This is a genomic window from Stenotrophomonas sp. GL_101 (genome assembly GCF_057835675.1).
The window spans coordinates 4,648,395-4,666,728 of the sequence record NZ_CM174432.1 but is presented as its reverse complement, the minus strand read 5'-3'; the positions used below and the strand labels follow the sequence as shown (position 1 = coordinate 4,666,728).

14 protein-coding genes are annotated in these 18,334 nt (G+C 66.5%); 9 read left to right on the top strand and 5 right to left on the bottom strand.

Annotation, left to right across the window (positions count from 1 at the left end; translation table 11 throughout):
* Positions 1-118: 118 nt before the first annotated feature.
* Positions 119-3,568 carry a hybrid sensor histidine kinase/response regulator gene (locus AC3IR9_RS20525; protein ID WP_489293106.1) on the top strand — a complete coding sequence of 1,150 codons (3,450 nt, stop codon included), beginning with the start codon at positions 119-121 and terminating at the stop codon, positions 3,566-3,568.
* 25 nt (positions 3,569-3,593) lie between these two features.
* Here the strand turns inward: AC3IR9_RS20525 and AC3IR9_RS20520 are convergent, their stop codons facing one another.
* From AC3IR9_RS20520 to acs, 3 genes are all read right to left on the bottom strand, one after another.
* On the bottom strand, positions 3,594-4,172 hold the full coding sequence (locus AC3IR9_RS20520) for a manganese efflux pump MntP (RefSeq protein WP_489293105.1): 579 nt from the start codon (positions 4,170-4,172) through the stop codon (positions 3,594-3,596).
* Positions 4,173-4,573: 401 nt separating this feature from the next.
* A complete protein-coding gene (locus AC3IR9_RS20515) occupies positions 4,574-5,239 on the bottom strand; it encodes a response regulator transcription factor (protein ID WP_489293104.1) in 666 nt (221 codons plus the stop codon).
* 131 nt (positions 5,240-5,370) lie between these two features.
* The gene (gene acs, locus AC3IR9_RS20510; RefSeq protein WP_489293103.1) at positions 5,371-7,314 is read right to left on the bottom strand and encodes an acetate--CoA ligase; all 1,944 of its coding nucleotides are present in this window, start codon (positions 7,312-7,314) and stop codon (positions 5,371-5,373) included.
* Positions 7,315-7,842: 528 nt separating this feature from the next.
* On the opposite strand from acs, the gene AC3IR9_RS20505 reads away from it, so the two are divergent.
* The 3 genes from AC3IR9_RS20505 to AC3IR9_RS20495 all read left to right on the top strand — a co-directional run bounded on the left by AC3IR9_RS20505 (position 7,843) and on the right by AC3IR9_RS20495 (position 12,564).
* A complete protein-coding gene (locus AC3IR9_RS20505; protein WP_489293101.1) occupies positions 7,843-9,270 on the top strand; it encodes a DcaP family trimeric outer membrane transporter in 1,428 nt (475 codons plus the stop codon).
* A gap of 48 nt (positions 9,271-9,318) precedes the next feature.
* Positions 9,319-10,974 (top strand): MFS transporter, encoded by a 1,656-nt coding sequence (locus AC3IR9_RS20500; protein ID WP_489293100.1) that lies wholly within the window; start codon positions 9,319-9,321, stop codon positions 10,972-10,974.
* Between the two features lie 174 nt (positions 10,975-11,148).
* Positions 11,149-12,564, top strand: a complete 1,416-nt coding sequence (locus tag AC3IR9_RS20495; RefSeq protein ID WP_489293099.1) for a coniferyl aldehyde dehydrogenase — start codon at positions 11,149-11,151, stop codon at positions 12,562-12,564.
* 27 nt (positions 12,565-12,591) lie between these two features.
* On the opposite strand, the gene AC3IR9_RS20490 is transcribed toward AC3IR9_RS20495, so the two are convergent.
* A complete protein-coding gene (locus tag AC3IR9_RS20490) occupies positions 12,592-13,761 on the bottom strand; it encodes a Fic family protein (RefSeq protein ID WP_489293097.1) in 1,170 nt (389 codons plus the stop codon).
* A gap of 205 nt (positions 13,762-13,966) precedes the next feature.
* On the opposite strand from AC3IR9_RS20490, the gene xth reads away from it, so the two are divergent.
* Positions 13,967-14,737: an exodeoxyribonuclease III gene (xth, locus tag AC3IR9_RS20485; protein WP_489293095.1), complete on the top strand. Its 771-nt coding sequence runs from the start codon at positions 13,967-13,969 to the stop codon at positions 14,735-14,737.
* 56 nt (positions 14,738-14,793) lie between these two features.
* Here the strand turns inward: xth and AC3IR9_RS20480 are convergent, their stop codons facing one another.
* The gene (locus AC3IR9_RS20480; protein ID WP_489267247.1) at positions 14,794-15,045 is read right to left on the bottom strand and encodes a GlsB/YeaQ/YmgE family stress response membrane protein; all 252 of its coding nucleotides are present in this window, start codon (positions 15,043-15,045) and stop codon (positions 14,794-14,796) included.
* A gap of 90 nt (positions 15,046-15,135) precedes the next feature.
* Here AC3IR9_RS20480 and AC3IR9_RS20475 point away from each other — a divergent pair, with 90 nt between their 5' ends.
* The 4 genes from AC3IR9_RS20475 to AC3IR9_RS20460 all read left to right on the top strand — a co-directional run bounded on the left by AC3IR9_RS20475 (position 15,136) and on the right by AC3IR9_RS20460 (position 18,333).
* Positions 15,136-15,735, top strand: coding sequence for a 4'-phosphopantetheinyl transferase family protein (locus tag AC3IR9_RS20475; protein WP_489293094.1), 600 nt, complete (start codon positions 15,136-15,138; stop codon positions 15,733-15,735).
* Between the two features lie 27 nt (positions 15,736-15,762).
* Positions 15,763-16,401, top strand: coding sequence for a 16S rRNA (guanine(527)-N(7))-methyltransferase RsmG (rsmG, locus tag AC3IR9_RS20470; protein ID WP_489293092.1), 639 nt, complete (start codon positions 15,763-15,765; stop codon positions 16,399-16,401).
* A 211-nt stretch (positions 16,402-16,612) separates the two neighbouring features.
* Positions 16,613-17,410, top strand: a complete 798-nt coding sequence (locus AC3IR9_RS20465) for a ParA family protein (protein ID WP_489293090.1) — start codon at positions 16,613-16,615, stop codon at positions 17,408-17,410.
* Positions 17,410-18,333, top strand: a complete 924-nt coding sequence (locus tag AC3IR9_RS20460) for a ParB/RepB/Spo0J family partition protein (RefSeq protein WP_489293089.1) — start codon at positions 17,410-17,412, stop codon at positions 18,331-18,333. The genes AC3IR9_RS20465 and AC3IR9_RS20460 overlap by 1 nt, the downstream gene beginning before the upstream one ends.
* Position 18,334 lies beyond the last annotated feature (1 nt).

Genomic DNA, 18,334 nt, shown 5'->3' with positions numbered 1-18,334 from the left:
GGTCGTGACCTGCCGGGTGGGTGCCATCAAGACCAATGGTGGTGATCTACCGGGCGACTGTGGTTTCATCACGACCACCGGTCGTGATCTACGGCCCCTGCCCTGACGGAATCACCCCGTGGTCTCCAGTTGGATCCTGCTGTTGGTATCGGTGGTCTATGCCGCGCTGCTGTTCGGCGTGGCGTGGTGGGGCGACCGACGGCCGATGTATCCGGACCGGCCGTGGCTGCGCCCGGTGGTCTACAGCCTGGCGCTGGCGGTGTACTGCTCGTCGTGGACTTTTTATGGCGCGGTCGGCACGGCGGTACGCCACGGCATCGGTTATCTGCCGATCTACCTGGGGCCGCTGCTGCTGTGGCTGTTCGGCTGGCGCATCATCGAACGCCTGGCGCTGATCGCACGTAGCCAGAACGTGGTGTCCATCGCCGACTTCATCTCCTCGCGGTTCGGGCGCTCACGCCGGCTGGCGGCGCTGGTGGCGGTAATCGCGCTGATCGGCATCGTGCCGTACCTGGCGCTGCAGTACAAAGCGGTGGCGATGAGCCTGCAGGTGCTCACCGGCAACGTCGGCCCCACCGGTTTCTTCACCGATCCGGCGTTGTACGTGGCGCTGCTGATGGCCTTGTTCGCCACCTTGTTCGGTACCCGTCAGGTGGATGCTACCGAGCACCACCACGGCATGATGCTGGCCATCGCGCTGGAGTCGATGGTCAAGCTGATCGCGATGGTGGCGCTGGGGCTGTTCGCCTACCTGTGGTTGAGCGACCGTACCGATGCGGTGCTGCGGTCGGCGCACACCCTGTTCAGTGGGTTGCCGCCGGTGGGGTTCATTTCGCAGACGCTGCTCAGTTTCCTTGCGATCATCTGCCTGCCACGCCAGTTCCACGTGGCCGTGGTGGAGTGTGGCGACGTGCGCGATATCCGCCGCGCGCGCTGGATGTTCGGCGCCTACCTGGTGATCATTTCGGCGATGGTGATTCCGATCGCCACCGCCGGGGTCACCCTGTTCGGTACCGGTGGCAGCGTGGCTGACGACAGCATGGTGCTGGCCCTGCCGCTGGCCGAAGGGCGCAAGTTCCTGGCCCTGGTCGCCTACGTGGGCGGTTTCTCGGCCGCTACCGGCATGGTCATCGTGGCCTCCATCGCGCTGGCCACCATGGTCAGCAACGACCTGGTGATGCCGGTGCTGCTGCGCCGCAGTGGCGACCACCAGGAAGCGGCCGATGTCGCCTCGCGGGTGCTGTGGATCCGGCGCACGGCGATCCTGCTGCTGGCGCTGGCGGCCTACAGCTACTACCGCGGCAGCAGCAACGACAGCACGCTGGCCTCGTACGGGCTGATGGCCTTCGCGGCAGTGGCGCAGTTCGCGCCGGGGCTGATCGGCGGGTTGTACTGGCGCGGTGCCAGCCGCAAGGGCGTGGAGGTCGGCATGCTGCTCGGCTTCGGCACCTGGGCCTACACGCTGCTGCTGCCGGCGCTGACCCATGCCGGCTGGATGGATGCGGCGTGGTTGGTGCAGGGCCCGTTCGGCATCGAGTGGCTGCAGCCGCAACACCTGTTCGGCATGCGCGGCTGGGACCCGCTCACCCACGGTACGTTCTGGTCGCTGCTGGTCAACGTGGCCGCGATGGTGCTGGTGTCGGTGCGCTGGCGGCCGGGCGTGGACGAGCGCCTGCGTGCCGCCCCGTTCCTGGACCCTTACGCGCAGCGGCCTTCGGTGGCCGGTGCGTGGCCGGGCAACGTACATGTCGGCGACCTGCTGGCACTGGCCTCGCGCGTGGTGGGTGATCGCCACGCGCGGCGATCGTTCTTCGAGCAGGCGCAGTCGATGAGCCGCGAACTGCAGGCGTCCGCGCCGGCCGACCGCGCCTGGGTGCAGTTCACCGAGCGCCTGCTGGCGGCCTCGATCGGTGCGGCGTCGGCGCGCCTGCTGCTGACCAGCCTGCTGCGCGGCTCGGGCATGGACCTGGGCGAGGTGGTGGCGGTACTGGATGAAGCGGGGCAGGAGCTGCGCTTCAACCGCGAGATCCTGTCGACCACGCTGGAGAACATCAGCGCCGGGGTCAGCGTGGTCGATCCGGACATGCGCCTGACCGCCTGGAACCGCCGCTACCAGCAGATGTTCGGGTACCCCGACGGCATGCTCTATGTCGGCCGGCCGGTGGCCGACCTGATCCGCTACAACGCCGAGCGCGGCGAGTTGGGCGAGGGCGATATCGACATACAGATCAACCGCCGCATCGGCTATATGCGCGCCGGCTCGCCGCATATCTTCGAGCGCACCCGCAGCGATGGCAAAGTAATCGAAATGCGCGGCCAGGCGCTGCCGGGTGGCGGCTATGTCACCAGTTACAACGACATCACCGATTACAAGCATGCCGAAAGGGCATTGCTGGAGGCCAACGAAACCCTGGAGCAGCGCGTGGCCGAGCGCTCGCACGTGGCCGAGATGGCACAGCAATCCAAGACGCGCTTCCTGGCGGCGATCAGCCATGACGTGCTGCAACCGCTGAACGCAGCGCGGTTGTTCGCCTCGGCGCTGCGCGAGACCCACCACAACAACGAAGAACAGCGCCACCTGGCCGAGCGCGTGGATGCCTCGCTGCGTGCCGCCGAGGAACTGCTGGATGGGCTGCTGGATGTGTCGCGGCTGGATGCCGGCGGCCTGCACCCGGTGATTGGCGATTTCGATGTGGGCCTGTTGATGCGCGAGCTGGCCGCGCAGTACTCGCCGGTCGCCGCCGGCCGCGGCCTGCGCATGGATCTTTCAGCGCGGCCGGCCTGGGTGCGCAGCGATCGCCGTCTGCTGCGCCGGGTGCTGCAGAACTTCCTCGCCAATGCACTGCGCTACACCCGCCAGGGCCGCATCGTGCTGGCGGTGCGCCACCGTGGCGACGAAGTGGAACTGCAGGTGTGGGATACCGGCCCCGGCATTCCCGAGCACCACATGCAGCAGATCTTCGATGAGTTCCACCGTTACCAGCAGCCCTTCGACTGGGGCGAGCAGGGACTGGGACTGGGCCTGTCGATCTGCCAGCGCATCTCGCGCCTGCTCGACCACCGGTTGAATGCGCGCAGCCGGGTGGGCACCGGCAGCATGTTTTCGATCCTGCTACCCAAGGTGGACGCGCCGGCATTGCCGATCGCCGCCCCGGCAACGTCGCCGCCGCTGCAGGCCCGCCCCGATTCGCTGGCGGGCATGCGCGTGCTGTGCGTGGACAACGACCAGGAAATCCTGGATGGCATGCGCGCGCTGCTGGGACGCTGGCAGGTGCAGGTGATCACCGCGAGCACGGTGGACCAGGCGTTGCAGAAGGTGGAAGAACAGCCGGACGTGATGCTGGTGGATTACCACCTGCATGACCGCCTGGACGGGCTGGATACGCTGGTGGCGCTGCGCGAAAAGGCCGGACGGGCGATCCCGGGCGCGCTGCTCACCGCCGACGGCCGCGATGAGTTGAAACGGATGGCGCGCGAGCGCGGTTACCGGTTGTTGACCAAGCCGATCAAGCCAGCGTCGCTGCGCGCGTTCCTGGCGGCCTTCCACGCTCCGCGCGGCGACCTGTAGCCGCGCGCAGGGAGAGGCCGGGTGTTCAGGCCGTCGCAGCGCTGAGGTGCTCGTACAGGATGGTGCTGCCGATGATGATCAGGATCACCCCGCCGATGATCTCCGCGCGCTTGCCGACCATGGTGCCGAGCACGCGGCCAAGCATGATGCCGGCGGTGACCATGGCGAAGGTGCACAGCCCGATGACCAGTGCCATCACGCCGATGTGGACATCGAGGAAGGCCAGGCCGATGCCGACCGCCATCGCGTCGATGCTGGTGGCAAAACCGGTGATGGCCAGCCGCCAGAAGCCGTGGTGCTTGTCGGGGTCTTCGTCGTCGCCGCCGTCATCGGGGCGGATGCCGTTGACGATCATGTGCACGCCGAGCGCACCGAGCAGGCCGAAGGCGATCCAGTGGTCGAACGCCTCGACATACTGCAGCGCGGCGCGGCCGAGCAGCCAGCCGATGATCGGGGTGATGCCCTCGATCACGCCAAAGATGAGGCCGGCGCGCAGGGCATCGGGGAAGCGCGGTTTGCGCATGGCGGCGCCTTTGCCAACCGCTGCGGCGAAGGCATCGGTGGACATGGCAAAGCCGATCAGCAGGATCGAGAGAGGGGACATGGACGGGCACGGCAGGTTGGGCGGTTGCAGGCAACGGACCGCGTTCGCGCCCAACCTGTCGTTGCGCACGCGGACCGCTGGTCTCGCCAACCATCATGGCTACCCGCACCACGGCGCACTGGCCGAGTATGTTGATACGGGCGTTTCCCAATTGCAGGAAACAGGCTACTCCCCAAGGGGACGCGAAGCTTAGCACCGGGTGCGGGAATTCGAGCGTTTCGCGCGCATTGCGCAGGTAATACTGGCTTTCATAGCGCCGGCTATAACCCGGGCACACGTAGAGCCGACCGTGGGTCGGCTGCTGTTGACGCCGCCGTGGCTTGGCTTTTGCACAAGGATCTGCCGGCTGCGAAGGGGCTCGGGTTGCGGATGGCAACAGCGTCACCACCAACGGTGGTGACCTACTCTTCTTCGGGGGGCAACACGATCTGTTCGTCATCAATGGCCAGCTTGCCGGCCATCAGCACCGCCTGGGTGCGGTTGGTGACGCCCAGCTTGCGCAGGATCGCGGTGACGTGGGCCTTGATGGTGGCCTCGGAGACGTTGAGGTCGTAGGCGATCTGCTTGTTGAGGCGGCCAACACCGAGCATCTGCAGCACGCGGAACTGCTGCGGGGTGAGTTCGCGCAGGCGTTGGCCGATCTCGCGTTCCTCGCGCCCGGTCTGGGGTACGTTGTGTGCTTCGGGCGGGGCCCAGGTTTCGCCGTCGAGGATGGTGCCCAACGCGTGGCCGATGGTGTCCGAGTCGGCGGATTTGGGAATGAAGCCGAAGGCGCCGTGGTCCAGCGCACGCCGCATCACGGTGGGCTCTTCACGCGCGGACACCACCACCACCGGCAGCTGCGGGTGCAGCGCACGCATGTGCACCAGTGCGTTGAAGCCCTGCGCACCGGGCATGTTGAGGTCCATCAGGACCAGGTCGGCGTCGGTGTGCTGGTCGGCCAGCTGGTACAGCGCTTCCACGCTGTCGGCTTCATACAGCTGCACGCCGGGAATCACGCGCTGCACCGCGCCACGAAGGGCTTCGCGGAACAGCGGGTGGTCATCGGCAATCAGGAGGGTTGTCATGGGGGATAGCTAATCAGATGGAGCCGTGAGGCACCGTGACCGCGTGCAGAAATACGGTCCAATGATGACCCGCGCCCCTCCGCGCGGGTCACCATCGGTCACTTCCTGCGCCGTCCCGGTGAAGGGTTACGTCATTTGACTTTGCGTTCTTCCACCAGCGAGGCCACCACCGACGGATCGGCCAGGGTGGAGGTATCGCCCAACTGGTCCGGTGCGTTCTCGGCGATCTTGCGCAGGATGCGGCGCATGATCTTGCCCGAACGCGTCTTGGGCAGGCCCGGCGCCCACTGCAGGTGGTCGGGTGCGGCGATCGGCCCGATCTCCTTGCGCACCCAGGCAATCAGTTCCTTGTGCAGTGCGTCGCTGGGCGTTTCGTCGGCAATCAGGGTGACATAGGCATAGATGCCCTGGCCCTTGATGTCGTGCGGGAAGCCGACCACGGCCGCTTCGGCCACCTTCGGATGCGACACCAGCGCGCTCTCTACTTCGGCGGTGCCGATGCGGTGGCCGGACACATTGATCACATCATCGACGCGGCCGGTGATCCAGTAGTAGCCATCCTCGTCGCGACGGCAGCCGTCACCGGTGAAGTAGCTGCCCGGGTAGGTGCGGAAGTAGGTATCGATGAAGCGCTGGTGGTCGCCGTAGACGCTGCGCATCTGGCCCGGCCAGGAGTCGCGGATGATCAGGTTGCCCTCGGTGGGGCCGTCCTTGATCTCGCCATCGGCGTTGACCAGCGCCGGCACCACGCCGAAGAAGGGCAGGGTGGCCGAACCGGGCTTGAGATCGACTGCACCGGGCAGCGGCGAGATCAGGATGCCGCCGGTTTCGGTCTGCCACCAGGTGTCCACGATCGGGCAGCGGCTGTCGCCGACCACCTCGTAGTACCAACGCCACGCCTCGGGATTGATCGGCTCGCCGACGCTGCCCAGCAGGCGCAGCGAGGCCCGCGAGGTGCGCTTGACCGGCGCCTCGCCCTCGCGCATCAACGCGCGGATCGCGGTGGGGGCGGTGTAGAAGATGGTCACCTGGTGCTTGTCGATCACCTCCCAGAACCGCGAAGTGTTCGGGTAGTTCGGCACGCCTTCGAACATCAGCGAGGTGGCACCGTTGGCCAGCGGGCCGTACACGATGTAGCTGTGGCCGGTGACCCAGCCCACATCGGCGGTGCACCAGTAGATGTCGTCCTCGCGCAGGTCGAACACCGCCTCATGGGTGTAGGCCGCGTACAGCAGGTAGCCGGCGGTGGTGTGCAGTACGCCCTTGGGCTTGCCGGTGGAGCCGGAGGTGTACAGGATGAACAACGGGTCTTCGGCGTTCATGCGCTCGGGCTCGCACTGCGCCGGCTGCGGGTCCACCACGTCGTGGAACCAGCGGTCGCGCGGGGCCTGCATGTCCACCGCGCCGCCGGTATGGCGCACCACCAGCACGGTTTCCACCGTGGTGGTGCCGGGCAGCTTCAGCGCGGCGTCCACATTGGCTTTCAGCGGAATCTTCTTGCCACCGCGCAGACCTTCGTCGGCGGTGATGATCAGCTTGCTGGCGCAGTCGATCACCCGGTCGGCGATCGAGTTCGGCGCAAAGCCACCGAACACCACCGAGTGCACCGCACCGATGCGCGCGCAGGCAAGCATGGCCACGGCCGCATCGACGATCATCGGCAGGTAGATGGTGACCCGATCGCCCTTCTGTACGCCCAGGCTGCGCAGCGCGTTGCCGAGCCGGCACACGCGCTCATACAGCTCGCGATAGGTGACCCCCTGCGCGGCCGCATCGGGGCTGTCCGGTTCAAACAGCAGCGCCACCTTGTCGCCTCGCTGCTCGAGCTGGCGGTCCAGGCAGTTGACGCTGGCGTTGAGCTCGCCGTCTTCGAACCACTTGATGCGGAAATCGTCGAGGTTGTAGCTGACGTTCTTGATCGTGGTCGGCTTCTTGAACCACTGCAGGCGCTGCGCGGCCTTGCCCCAGAAGGCATCGGGGTTCTCGATCGATTCGCGGTAAAGCGTTTCGTAGGTGTTCTTGTCAATGCGCGCCTTGGCGGAGAAATCCGCCTTGACGGGGTAAAGATCGGCCATGGCACCCTCACTTGCAACTGGATTTGGGTTGTGCGGTCGCAACATAAGATGCGACATCTCCCCCTCAGTTTGCCGCATCCACCCCCCTTCGCGCTGCCGGGGTGATTAGACCTTGGTCGAAGCCGGGACGATGCGGTGGCTCACGGTGGGTACCTGCGTGGGTGCTTTGGGCCGGGGCGCTCGCGGCCGTTGGCCCGGTAGCTCACGACCGTTGGTCGGGTAGCTCACGACCGTTGGTCGTGAGACAGACCCAACGGCGTACCGACCAACGGTCGGTACCTACGTGGTGCTTTGCCCGGGTAGCTCACGACCGTTGGCGTGAGGCAGGCCAACGGCGTACCGACCAACGGTCGGTACCTACGCGGTGCCGGTGGCACCTGGCGGCCGCCGGTGGCGTCCGCGTCGTACTCGCCCCGGCGGGGCGAGTACGACTAATGGCCAATAGCCGTTGCGGGCACGGCGGCCGCACTGTCGGCTCGACCGTGCCCATGCGCGGCGTTCGCCTTGCCACCCGGGAGAGAGGGCAACATGAGCCACCGTATTCTGAAGACGACACGCCGGCCGTTGGCCGCCTGTCTGTTCGTTGCATTGATCGCGCCAGGCATGGCGTTTGCCGACACCGCCAAAGAAAAGGCGCTGGAGGCCCGCATCGCCGAACTGGAGCGTCAGGTGCAGCTGCTGGTATCCACCAGCCAGCAGCAACAGACCCAGATCAGCCAGGCCCAGACCGACGTCAGCGCGGTGAAGACCGTGCAGGCGCAGCAGCCGTTGTCCGCGCAGGTCCCGGCGGGCAAGCAGCCGATCCAGGTCACCACCATCACCCCGGGCGCCGCGCCGGGCACCACGGTCAAGATCGGCGGCTTCATCAAGGCCGATTTCCTGGCTACCCAGACCAGTGATGGCCAGCTGGCCGACGACGCCACCGGCCGCGCGCTGTACCTGCCGGGCCAGACCCCGGTGGCCGGTGCCGGCGGCAGCGGCAAGCGCTCGGACGTGGATTACAACGCCCACGCCAAGTTCTCGCGCTTCAACCTGGGCATCGACAACGTCAGCGAAGGCGGCAACAAGGCCGGCGCGTTCTTCGAGATGGACTTCTTCGGCAACTCGCTGGGCAACCAGACCGCCACCAATACCTATGGCGTAACCCTGCGGCATGCGTACATGTACTGGAACAACTGGCTGGCCGGCCAGACCTGGTCGAACTTCATGGACGCAGCTTCGTTGCCGGAAGCGGCTGATTTCGTCGGGCCTACCGACGGCGTCCTGTTCGTGCGCCAGGCGCAGATCCGCTACACCCAGGGCGGCTTCAGCGTCGCGCTGGAAAATCCGGAAACCACCCTGCTCACCGGCACCCGCAATCCGATCACCGGGGCGTGGACCAACGTATCGAGCAACTCCGATCGCGGCGGGCTGCCCGACCTGACCCTGCGTTATGGCTGGAAGGGCGACTGGGGCACCTTCGGCGTGGGTGGCGTGGTGCGCCAGCTGCAGATCGACAATCAGACCACCGGTGCCAAGGCCGACAAGATCGGCGGCGGCCTGACCCTGGGCGGCAAATGGGTCATGGGCGGCAGCGACACCCTGCATTACCAGGTCAGCGGCGGCGAAGGCATCGCCCGTTACGTGGGCCTGGGCGTGACCGCCGATACCGCCTATGACGTGGCACGCGACGAGCTCAACCCGACCGGCGTGCTGGCCGGTTACGTGGGCTGGCGCCACGCCTTCACCCCGAAGCTGCGCACCAACCTGATCTACGCACGCAGCGACTACGACAACGACGGCAGCCTTGGCCCGCTGGTGACCAAGAGCGTGCAGAGCATCCGCGGCAACATCTTCTACACGCCGATGCCCAAGGTCGATATCGGTGCGGAATACATGTACGGCGTGCGCGAGATCGAGGACGGACGCAAGGGCGACATCAACCGCCTGCAGTTCACCACCAAATACAGTTTTTAAGAAAGAACATTGCCGACCAACGGTCGGCACTACCTAGGGGAACGTCCCATGTCCACGACACCTGCACCAACAAAAGCCCAACTTACCCAGGGACACAAGAAGGTCATCTTCGCGTCCAGCTTGGGGACTGTCTTCGAGTGGTACGACTTCTTCCTGTACGGCTCGCTGGCGGCGATCATCGCCAAGCAGTTCTTCAGTGGCGTCAATGAAACCACGGGCATGATCTTCGCCCTGCTGGCGTTCGCGGCCGGCTTCTTCGTGCGTCCGTTCGGCGCGGCGTTCTTCGGTAGCCTGGGCGACCGCATCGGGCGCAAATACACCTTCCTGGTCACCATCCTGATCATGGGCATCTCGACCTTCCTGGTCGGCGTGCTGCCCAACTACGCCTCGATCGGCTTTGCCGCCCCGGTGATCCTGATCATCCTGCGCCTGGCCCAGGGCCTGGCGATGGGCGGCGAGTACGGTGGCGCAGCCACTTATGTTGCCGAGCATGCCCCGGCCGACAAGCGTGGCCTGTACACCAGCTTCATCCAGTGCACGGCCACGCTCGGCCTGTTCATGTCGTTGCTGATCATCCTGGGCTGCCGCTACTTCCTGGGCAACGAAGCGTTTGAAGCCTGGGGCTGGCGCATTCCGTTCCTGGTGTCGATCGTGCTGCTGGGCATCTCGGTGTGGATCCGCCTGCAGTTGAGCGAGTCGCCGCTGTTCCAGCAGATGAAGGCCGAAGGCAAGGGCTCCAAGACGCCGTTCCGTGACAGCCTCAAGGACGGCAACCTCAAGCTGATGCTGCTGGTGCTGCTGGGTGCGGCCGCCGGCCAGGCCGTGGTGTGGTACGGCGGCCAGTTCTACGCGCTGTTCTTCCTGAGCAGCATGCTCAAGGTGGACGCCACCACCTCCTACCTGTTGATCGCCGCCGCGCTGGCGCTGGGCGTGCCGTTCTTCATCTTCTTCGGCTGGCTGTCCGATCGCATCGGCCGCAAGAAGATCATCCTCGTCGGTTGCCTGTTGGCCGCCATCACCTACATCCCGATCTTCAAGGGCCTGACCCACTTCGCCAACCCGGCCATCGAGGAAGCGCGTACCAACTCGCCGGCCCTGGTGGTCGCCGATCCGAACACCTGCTCGTTCCAGTTCGATCCGGTCGGCCTGCGCAAGTTCACCAGTTCCTGCGACGTGGCCACGGCTGCGCTGACCAAGGCCGGCGTGCCGTATGACGTCAAGCCGGCACCGGCCGGTTCGCTGGCGGTGGTCAACGTGGGCAGCGCGGCCGTTACCTCTTACGAGGCGGCAGGGTTGACCAAGGAAGACGGCAAGGCCAAGGGGGATGCGTTCGGCGCCGAACTGAAGGGCGCGCTGGCTACCGCCGGCTACCCGGCCAAGGCCGACAACGCGCGCATCAACATCCCCGGCACGATCTTCATGCTGTGGCTGCTGGTGCTGTACGTGACCATGGTCTACGGCCCGATCGCCGCCTACCTGGTCGAACTGTTCCCGACCCGCATCCGCTACACCTCGATGTCGCTGCCGTACCACATCGGCAACGGCTGGTTCGGTGGCTTCCTGCCGGCGATTTCCTTCGCACTGGTGGCCGGTACCGGCAACCTCTACTACGGCCTGTGGTACCCGATCATCATCGCGTTGATGACAGTGGTGGTGGGTGGCTTGTTCCTGCATGAAACCAAGGGTGTGGACATCACCAAGTAACGGTGAAGCACACGGTATGAAGAGGGGCCGCGATGCGAATCGCGGCCCCTTTTCCTTTCCCGGTAGTGCCGGCCGCTGGCCGGCAACCACGCACACCCGTCCGGAGGCTCATGCGGTTGCCGGCCAGCGGCCGGCACTACCATTCCTCACGCGGCTGGCCGCTATAGTCGCGGCATGAGTGATGCCCACACCGATCCCACCGAACTCCCGGCGATCCTGCACACCCTGCGCAGCGCCTGGCAGGCCAACCGTCCATCGCTGGCGCAACGCCGCGACGACCTGCAGCGCTTGCGCGTCGCGCTGAAAGCGCGGCTGCCGCAGATGACCGAGGCGATCTCGGCCGACTTTGGCCATCGCTCCGCGCATGAATCGCTGATCGCCGACGGCATGACCGTGCTGGGCGAGATCGACCACCTGCTCAAGCACCTGCAGCGCTGGGCGCGCCCGCGCCGGGTGAGCGTGGGCTGGCGATTCTGGCCGGCGCGCGCGCAGACCCGTGCCGTGCCGCTGGGCGTGGTCGGGGTGATTTCGCCGTGGAATTATCCGGTCAACCTGGCGTTGATTCCGCTGGCCACCGCCATTGCCGCCGGCAACCACGTCATCCTCAAGCCGTCCGAACACACCCCCCGCACCAGTGCGTTCCTGCAGGCGCTGCTGGCCGAGGTGTTTCCGCCGGACCGGGTAGCGGTGGTGCAGGGCGATGGCGCGCTGGCTGGCGCACTGGCCGGCTCGCCGCTGGACCACTTGGTATTTACCGGCTCCACCGCCATCGGCCGCAAGGTGATGGCGGCCGCTGCCGAACACCTGACCCCGCTCACGCTGGAGCTGGGCGGCAAGTCGCCGGCCATTGTGTGCAGCGACTACCCGCTGGACAAGGCCGCCGCACGGCTGGCTACTGGCAAGTGGTTCAACGCCGGCCAGACCTGCATCGCCCCGGATTACGTGCTGATCGACGGCCGCCGCCAGCGCGAACTGGTGCAGCAGCTGCAGACCCAGGTACAGGCGCGCTACGGCGATTTCAGCGATGCCTCCGACTACACCCGGATCATCCACGAGGGCCAGTACCAGCGACTGCGCGGCTATCTGGACCAGGCGCGGGCACGCGGCGTGCCGGTGATCGAGCTGGCCCACATCGACCGTGACCGCGCCGACCGCGAGCGTCTGATCGCGCCGACCATCGTGCTGGACCCGCCCGATGACCTGGACCTGATGCAGGAGGAGATCTTCGGCCCGATCCTGCCGGTCTGCGCCTATCCGGACCTGGACGCGGCGCTGGCGCAGGTGCAACGCTGCGACCGGCCGCTGGCGCTGTACGTCTTCAGCCAGCAGCGCGACACGGTGGAGCGCGTGCTTGGCCAGGTGGTGGCCGGCGGCGTCACCGTCAACGACACCCTGCTGCATTTTGCGATCAACGACCTGCCGTTTGGCGGGGTAGGGCCCAGCGGCATGGGCGCCTACCATTCCCGCGCTGGATTTGATGGGCTGAGCAAGCAGCTGCCGATCCTGTGGCAGTCGCGCTGGGCCGCCAGCGACCTGTTGAAGCCGCCGTATTCGAAGATTGCCGGGATGTTGAGGGCGCTGGTGCGGTGAGGGCGCCCACCGACCAACGGTCGGTGGCTACCGGGCGGGCGGTGATGGCAACGGCATGGCGCCACCTTCAGGCAGGTCAACGGCGTAACGGGTGCTGCGCCCGCCTGCTGGCAGAAGACGTAACAGACCCTTTTCCAGCAGGTCTGACAGATGGCGGGTGGCGGTGGCCTTGGAGACCTTGGCAACCGACTGATACTGGCTGGCGCTGATACCGTGTTCGAACCCCCGTTCGCCTCCATCCAGAAGGCGGTTGAGTACCTTGATCTGCTCGGCCAGGAGGGGTTGATCACGATGCAGTTGCCAGAAGCGTGCCTTGGCCAGCACCCGGTCGATGCGGTGCAGCGCTTGTAGGAGGCTGTCATGCAGCGTGCGCAGAAACCACTGCAGCCAGCCGCTGATGACAAGGCCGCCTTTCTGGCTGGCCTCAAGACAATCGTAGTAGCCGCTACGATCGGCAAGGATGCTGGCCGATAGTGCATGGAAGCGGACTGCCTGCGGTTGTGCCTGGGCAAGTGCGAGGTCGGTGAGTGCCCGGGTCAGGCGCCCATTGCCGTCATCGAAGGGGTGCAGCGTAATGAACCAGAAGTGCGCGATGCCAGCACGCAGCAGTGGGTCCAGTCCGGTATCGGTTCGCGAGCTGTCAAACCAGGCGAGGAACTTAGCCACCTGGTCTTCAAGCCCTTCGCGAGGAGGCGCCTCGAAGTGGATGGTGGGGCGATCAATGCGACCAGACACGACCTGCATGGGAGCAGGGCCTCGAAGCGTGCCGACATGGATTCGCAGCGCGTGCAGGTCGTCCGGAGCGGCGAACAACCAGCGGTGCCATTGCAGCAGACGTGGCAGGTCTACCGGTGCATCGGCACAAACGATGGCGTCGAGCATCAGCTCAGCCAGACCTTCAGCACGCACGTTGGTGCGACGGGGCGCCGTGTCGTGCATGCCCAGATGGCGCGCCAAGGACGAGCGAACCGAACCTACGTCCAGGTTTTCGCCTTCGATGGCCGATGAGGTGACGATGTTGGAGAGCAGCGTATCGAGCGCTTCTTCTGCGCGCGCGTCACCGGCCACCGCGCCCGCCATTCCCTGCAACTGGCCGTATGCGTGATGGCAATCGCGCAACAGCGGCGCAATCGCGCTTCCATCCCAGCTGAAATGCGGCCAGTCCGGGTACTGCCAAATCCAGCGGGGAGTGGCCATAAGGACGTCCTCAACAGATTGAGAGCCGAATAACAGACCTATTCGGCTCACTTGATGAGCCGAATATAGCCCCTATTCGGCTCATGTGCCAGCGCCAACCGCCCCCGCCGAGGGATCGAGGCGGCCCCTGTTGCTACTCAAGCGTGCACCGTCCCGCAGCGCTCCAAAGCGTCGGCCAGTGCACCGGCGCAGGTAGAATGCCCGCATGAAAATCGCCTCCTGGAACGTCAACTCGCTCAACGTGCGCCTGCCGCACCTGGAACAATGGCTGCAGGCCTTCGGCCCGGATGTGGTGGGTATCCAGGAAACCAAGATGGAGGACCACAAGTTCCCCGACGCGGTGCTGGCCGGGCTGGGTTACCGCAGCGTGTTTGCCGGGCAGAAGACCTACAACGGCGTGGCGCTGCTCTCGCGCGAGCCGGCGCAGGACGTGCAGATCGGCATCCCCGGTTTCGAGGACGAGCAGAAGCGCGCGATCGCCGGCACCGTCAATGGCGTGCGCATCATCAATCTATACGTGGTCAACGGCCAGGACGTGGGCACCGACAAGTACGCCTACAAGCTGCGCTGGCTCGAAGCGGTACACGCCTGGGTAGCGGCCGAACTGGAGAAACACCCGCAACTGGTGGTGATGGGCGATTTCAACATCGCCCCGGACGCGCGCGATGTGAACGACCCGCTGGTGTGGAATGAAAACCACATCCTCACCTCCACCGCCGAGCGCGGCGCACTCAACAAGCTGCTGGGACTGGGCCTGCACGACGCGTTCCGCCTGCACAGCGAAGAAGCAGGCGTGTTCAGCTGGTGGGATTACCGTGCGGCCGGCTTCCGCCGCAACCTGGGCCTGCGCATCGACCTGACCCTGGTCTCCGATGCGCTCAAGGCACGCGCGGTGGCCTCGGGCATTGATCGCGAGCCACGAACCTGGGACCGCCCCAGCGACCATGCGCCAGCCTGGGTACAACTGGGCCAATGAGCCGGAAACAACAAGGCCCGGCATTGCCGGGCCTTGTCACGCCGAACGCGGATGGATCAGCGTACGCTTTTGCGGGTAAACAGGTTCACGATCGCCAGCAGGATCACCGCACCGATCAGCGAGAACAGGAAGGTACGGATGGTGATCGCTTCATTGATGCCACCGCCGAACAGCCAGCCGGCCAACAGTGCGCCGACAATGCCGACCACGATGTTGAGGATGATGCCCTGCTGCGCGTCCCGCTTCATGATGATGCTGGCCAGCCAGCCCACGATGCCGCCGACGATCAGCCAGATGATGATGCCCATAGCCTTGACTCCTGGTTTGCGTGTACGACCGGGCCAGTTGACGGCAAGCCCCGTGAAATCGCCGTGCAGCCCCGCTCACCGGGGCCGGGCATGAGCGTGCCCGCCCCGCTGGGAGGGCCCTGGCAGCTAGGTCCGGTCACGGTCTGGTGCCTGCCGCACGTCAATGGCACCCGCGGCGAACCGCAGGCCCGCGTATTGCTGGCCGAGCAGCTCGGTGGCGAGCCCGATGCCCTGCCGCTGCAGCGCGATGCGCGCGGCCGCCCCGAGCTTCATGGCCCGCTGGCGCACATGGGCACCGGTTGGAGCCACAGCCACGGCCGGCTGCTGGTGGCGCTGGGTGAGGGCGTGCGGCTGGGCGTGGACCTGGAGCCTCTGCGCCCGCGCCCGCGCATGGCCGAAATCATCGAACGCTTCTTCCACCCGGCCGAGATTGCCTGGCTGCTGGGCATGGACGAAGCCACCCGCGCCCCGTGGTTCTTCCGGGTCTGGTGCGCCAAGGAGGCCATCCTCAAGGCGCAGGGGCAGGGCATCTCCTTTGGCCTGCACCGCCTGCAGCTGGCGCCCGGCACGGACGACGGCTTGCACCTGGCCTGGTGCGACCCCGAGCTCGGCCCGGCCGAGCGCTGGCATCTGCATGAGTGGCAGGCGGCCGCTGATTTCCGCGCGGCGTTGGCTTTCCACGCGCTTTGACCCGGCCCGCCCTGCGATAATCGCGGCATGACTGAACACACCCTGCCGGCCGGCGTGGCCGAAGCACTCGAGCGTGGCCTGGCCGCGATGGACCTGGACGCCGCCCTGGCGCCGCCGTTGCTGACCTACCTGACCCTGCTGGATCGCTGGAACCGCACCTACAACCTCACCGCCATCCGCGACCCGCTGGAGATGGTCACCCGCCACCTGCTCGATTCGCTGGCGATGCAGCCGTACCTGGAAAGCGGCACCTTGGCCGACCTCGGTACCGGCCCCGGGCTGCCCGGCATTCCGCTGGCGATCGCCCGCCCGCAGCTGCAGGTGACCCTGGTGGAAAGCAACGGCAAGAAGGCCCGCTTCATGCGCGAAGCCGTGCGCCAGCTCGGCCTGGGCAATGCACGGGTGGCCGAGTCGCGCGCCGAGGCCCTGGCCGAGCCGGGTGCCTACGACCATCTGACCGCCCGTGCGATGGACACGCTGGCCGGGATCATCCAGGTGGGCGGCCACCTGCTGCGTCCCGGTGGCCGCCTGCTGGCGATGAAAGGCATGTACCCGCATGACGAGATCGCGCAGCTGCCGGCCGGCTGGCAGGTCGAACAGGTGCTGCCGTTGCACGTGCCCGGGCTGACCGGTGAGCGCCATCTGGTGGTGGTAGCCGGTCCTTGACCGTCACCGCGCGCGTGCCGTCGTGGCGACACGCGCGTGCCCCGATATCGGTGGCAGCGCCTGTCGCAGCTGCCGCTGCACTGTCCACCGGGTGCACCATGGGCGGCCATGCGGGGTCGCGGGCGCGCCCCGGTGCGCATCTCACAGTGCATGACACGCCCCATATACGCATAATGACCAGTCCCACTCCCTGCCGATGAGGCTCACCCGCATGGCCCGCATCATCGCCATCGCCAACCAGAAAGGTGGCGTCGGCAAGACCACGACCGCCGTCAATCTGGCCGCCTCCCTGGCTGCTGCACCCAAGCGCGTGCTGCTTGTCGACCTGGATTCGCAGGGCAACGCCACCATGGGCAGCGGGGTGGACAAGCGTGAAGTCGCCGCGTCCACCTGCGACCTGCTGCTGGGCGAAGCCACCGCGGTCGAGGTCCGGGTGACCACCCCGGAAGGATTCGACCTGCTGCCGGGCAACATCGACCTGACTGCCGCCGAGATCCAGCTGATGGACCAGGGCGAGCGCGAACAGCGCCTCAAGCGCGCGCTGGCCCCGATCCGCGACGAGTACGACTACATCCTGATCGACTGCCCGCCGGCACTGTCGCTGCTGACCCTCAACGCGCTGGCCGCTGCCGATTCGGTGATCGTGCCGATGCAGTGCGAGTACTACGCGCTGGAAGGGCTGAGCGCGCTGGTGGAAACCATCGAAGCGCTGCGTGCCAACCTCAATCCCGCTCTTGAGATCGAGGGCGTGCTGCGCACCATGTTCGACGTCCGCAACAACCTGGCCAATGCGGTGTCGGCCGAGTTGACCGACCATTTCGGCGACCGTGTGTTCCGCACCATCGTGCCGCGCAACGTGCGCCTGGCCGAAGCGCCGAGCCACGGCCAGAGCATCGTCGGCTACGACCGCGCCTCGCGGGGGGGCGTTGCCTATCTCGGCCTGGCCGGCGAAATCATCCGCCGCCACCAACAACGTAATAAGGCCGACAAGGCCCTGGAGACCGCCTGATGAGCACCAAGCCCGCCCTCGGCAAAAAACGCGGCCTCGGCCGTGGCCTCGATGCGCTGCTGGGGCCCAAGGGCGCGGTGACACAGGTGCAGGCCGCCGCGGTGGTCGAACCGATGCCCGGTGAAGTGCTGCGCAAGCTGCCGGTGGGTCACCTGCAGCCGGGCAAGTACCAGCCGCGCCGCGACATGGACGAAACCAAGCTCGCCGAGCTGGCCGAGTCGATCAAGGCACAGGGCGTGATCCAGCCGATCCTGGTGCGCCAGCTCGGCGCGGACAGCTTCGAGATCGTCGCCGGCGAACGCCGCTGGCGCGCCTCGCAGCTGGCCGGGCTGGACGAAGTACCGGTGGTGGTGCGCGAGCTGGAAGACCGCACCGTCATCGCGATGGCGCTGATCGAGAACATCCAGCGCGAAGACCTCAACCCGCTTGAAGAAGCCGAAGCGCTGCAGCGCCTGATCGGCGAATTCGCGCTGACCCATGCCGAGGCAGCCCAGGCCGTCGGCCGTTCGCGTGCCTCGGTGTCCAATTTGCTGCGCCTGCTGGAACTGCCGATCGCCATCCGGCTGCTGCTGGAAACCCGCCGGTTGGAAATGGGCCATGCCCGCGCGCTGCTGACGCTGGTGCCCGAACTGGCCAGCAAGCTGGCCCAGGAAGCGGCCGAGCAGGGCTGGTCGGTGCGTGAAGTGGAGCACCGTGCGCAGCAGTTCGCCGCCGGCAAGGTGCCCGGCGCGCTGCGCAAGAAGCCCAGTGCCGCTGCCCCGCAGGCCGATATCGCCTCGCTGGAAACCGAACTGTCCGAGTCGCTGGGCGCACGCGTGGCGATCAACCACGGCCGCGGCGGCAAGGGCAAGTTGATCATCCATTACACCGACCTGGACACGCTGGATGGCGTGCTCGAACGACTTCGCGCACAGAAGGGCTGAG

Excerpts from the sequence above, each read along its gene's own strand:
- AC3IR9_RS20495 (WP_489293099.1), top strand. The coding sequence starts at position 11,149 with ATGAGTGATGCCCACACCGATCCCACCGAACTCCCGGCGATCCTGCAC.
- AC3IR9_RS20520 (WP_489293105.1), bottom strand. The coding sequence starts at position 4,172 with ATGTCCCCTCTCTCGATCCTGCTGATCGGCTTTGCCATGTCCACCGAT.
- AC3IR9_RS20460 (WP_489293089.1), top strand. The coding sequence starts at position 17,410 with ATGAGCACCAAGCCCGCCCTCGGCAAAAAACGCGGCCTCGGCCGTGGC.
- AC3IR9_RS20490 (WP_489293097.1), bottom strand. The coding sequence starts at position 13,761 with ATGGCCACTCCCCGCTGGATTTGGCAGTACCCGGACTGGCCGCATTTC.
- AC3IR9_RS20475 (WP_489293094.1), top strand. The coding sequence starts at position 15,136 with ATGAGCGTGCCCGCCCCGCTGGGAGGGCCCTGGCAGCTAGGTCCGGTC.
- xth (WP_489293095.1), top strand. The coding sequence starts at position 13,967 with ATGAAAATCGCCTCCTGGAACGTCAACTCGCTCAACGTGCGCCTGCCG.
- AC3IR9_RS20505 (WP_489293101.1), top strand. The coding sequence starts at position 7,843 with ATGAGCCACCGTATTCTGAAGACGACACGCCGGCCGTTGGCCGCCTGT.
- AC3IR9_RS20465 (WP_489293090.1), top strand. The coding sequence starts at position 16,613 with ATGGCCCGCATCATCGCCATCGCCAACCAGAAAGGTGGCGTCGGCAAG.
- rsmG (WP_489293092.1), top strand. The coding sequence starts at position 15,763 with ATGACTGAACACACCCTGCCGGCCGGCGTGGCCGAAGCACTCGAGCGT.
- AC3IR9_RS20480 (WP_489267247.1), bottom strand. The coding sequence starts at position 15,045 with ATGGGCATCATCATCTGGCTGATCGTCGGCGGCATCGTGGGCTGGCTG.
- AC3IR9_RS20500 (WP_489293100.1), top strand. The coding sequence starts at position 9,319 with ATGTCCACGACACCTGCACCAACAAAAGCCCAACTTACCCAGGGACAC.
- AC3IR9_RS20515 (WP_489293104.1), bottom strand. The coding sequence starts at position 5,239 with ATGACAACCCTCCTGATTGCCGATGACCACCCGCTGTTCCGCGAAGCC.
- acs (WP_489293103.1), bottom strand. The coding sequence starts at position 7,314 with ATGGCCGATCTTTACCCCGTCAAGGCGGATTTCTCCGCCAAGGCGCGC.